General features: G+C 64.0%; 1 protein-coding gene. It reads right to left on the bottom strand.

The window, feature by feature from the left end; translation table 11 throughout:
• Positions 1-443 precede the first annotated feature (443 nt).
• Positions 444-1,061 carry a winged helix-turn-helix domain-containing protein gene (locus tag ABZU69_RS37065; protein ID WP_354968866.1) on the bottom strand — a complete coding sequence of 206 codons (618 nt, stop codon included), beginning with the start codon at positions 1,059-1,061 and terminating at the stop codon, positions 444-446.
• Positions 1,062-1,558 lie beyond the last annotated feature (497 nt).

Genomic DNA, 1,558 nt, shown 5'->3' with positions numbered 1-1,558 from the left:
CACAACCGTCCATGATCGACGGTGGCTGCCCTCGTTCCCACACCGCACCGAGCCACAGCTCAGCCAAGGTCAACAACCCCGGCTGGAGTACTAGGACCTCAGCCGGGGTGAGCGTGTGCTCGTCGGCGATGAAGTCGCAATCCGAACGTTCACGCCTTGATGGTCGTGCGCTGCCACTAAGGGTGACTGCAATCGTCCTGGGCGGCTCCCCAGGTCTAGGCCGGCGTTCCTGATCAAGGTATGCGGTCTGTCGCTGCCGAACTGTTGGCGCAACCGCCCGCAAGCGACGGCTGAGCATCATTGCCGACGGCGATTCAGTTTGGATCCGTGCGGATCCTCGGATCAGTTCCGATCCAGCAGAACTCAAGGGTCGGCTCCGGCACTATGTAGCCCGGGTCGGACCCGAACATATCGATCTGGAGGACCCGGAAGGCGCATCACTTTCAGATCTGGTTTCGGCTCTCTCGTGCTTCTTCGGCGTTCGTTGACAGCACCGCGCCTGGGTCGACAAGACGCAGGCCGACGCCGCGCACCGCCTGGATCCGCAGCGGGCAGTCCAATTCGTCGAGCTTGCGGCGGAGTCGCTTCACCACCGACCACACGTCGCCCCGGCCGCCGAGGTGGTCGTTGCCCCAGACCGCGCGGTGCAGTGACTCGAAGGTGCAGGTGCGGCCGAGTCGTGCCAGCAGAAGGTACCGAAGCAGGTCGTGCTCGAGGGGTGACAGGGGCACGGTGCGCCCGGACCAGGTTGCCACCCGCCTGTCCGAGTCGACCTCCGGGACGACATCAGCCGTTCCTATGAGGGCTCGCGAGAGCGGCTCGACGACGCGTGGATGGACTGACGGTGCTTCGGCGGGCGGGGCGCTGCCGACAAGTAGCGACAGGAGCTCCTCCGGCGACGAGACCAGCAGTACCGGAGCATGGCCGGTCACCAGCGACGCCAGGCGCACTCTCTCCTCCGTCGAGGAGGCGATCGCGATGACCACGGCCGCGTCGTCGGCTCCCGGTGGACGTTCCATCCGGACGTCCTTGATGGACGTCTCCCCCCGAGCGAGAGTCATCTTTCTCCTTACCTGTGGCCTACTGCGTTCCGCCTGCGTCGCGGACCCGATATCGAACAGGAGCAGACGCTGGTAGGACCCGGAACGACCCCCCAAGCCCTCTGGGCGCCGCGCGGGTCACGTCGGCTACCCGAAAGGATGATATGAACTATGTGAATGGACGATCAAGCACAGCACGTGAGCAACTTGGCACTAACAGTCGACGAGATCGACAGTTATCGTCAGGGCGATGACGAAGTTGGGCAGAAATTGCCCATCGGTTCCGGGTGGGGTGTAGGGGCTCATTACGCTGGTGTGGCGTTGACCAGCAGCGACACGGCAGGCCGTCGGAACAGTGACCTCGCCGATCTGATCAGGCGACTCGCCGACGAGGAACCCCTCCTGGCGCTACACCGTCGGGGTCTTAGAGGGCATCTCGTGCGACTTTGATCTGATACACGCTGTTGATGCCCTGCCGGCCCCTGCCTGTCCGAGCCGTGATCATCTATACATGACGA

This window comes from Micromonospora sp. NPDC005206 (genome assembly GCF_040608175.1).
Classification (GTDB): Bacteria; Actinomycetota; Actinomycetes; order Mycobacteriales; family Micromonosporaceae; genus Micromonospora.
This window is presented reverse-complemented; position numbering and strand designations above follow the sequence as displayed.

Excerpts from the sequence above, each read along its gene's own strand:
- ABZU69_RS37065 (WP_354968866.1), bottom strand. The coding sequence starts at position 1,061 with ATGACTCTCGCTCGGGGGGAGACGTCCATCAAGGACGTCCGGATGGAA.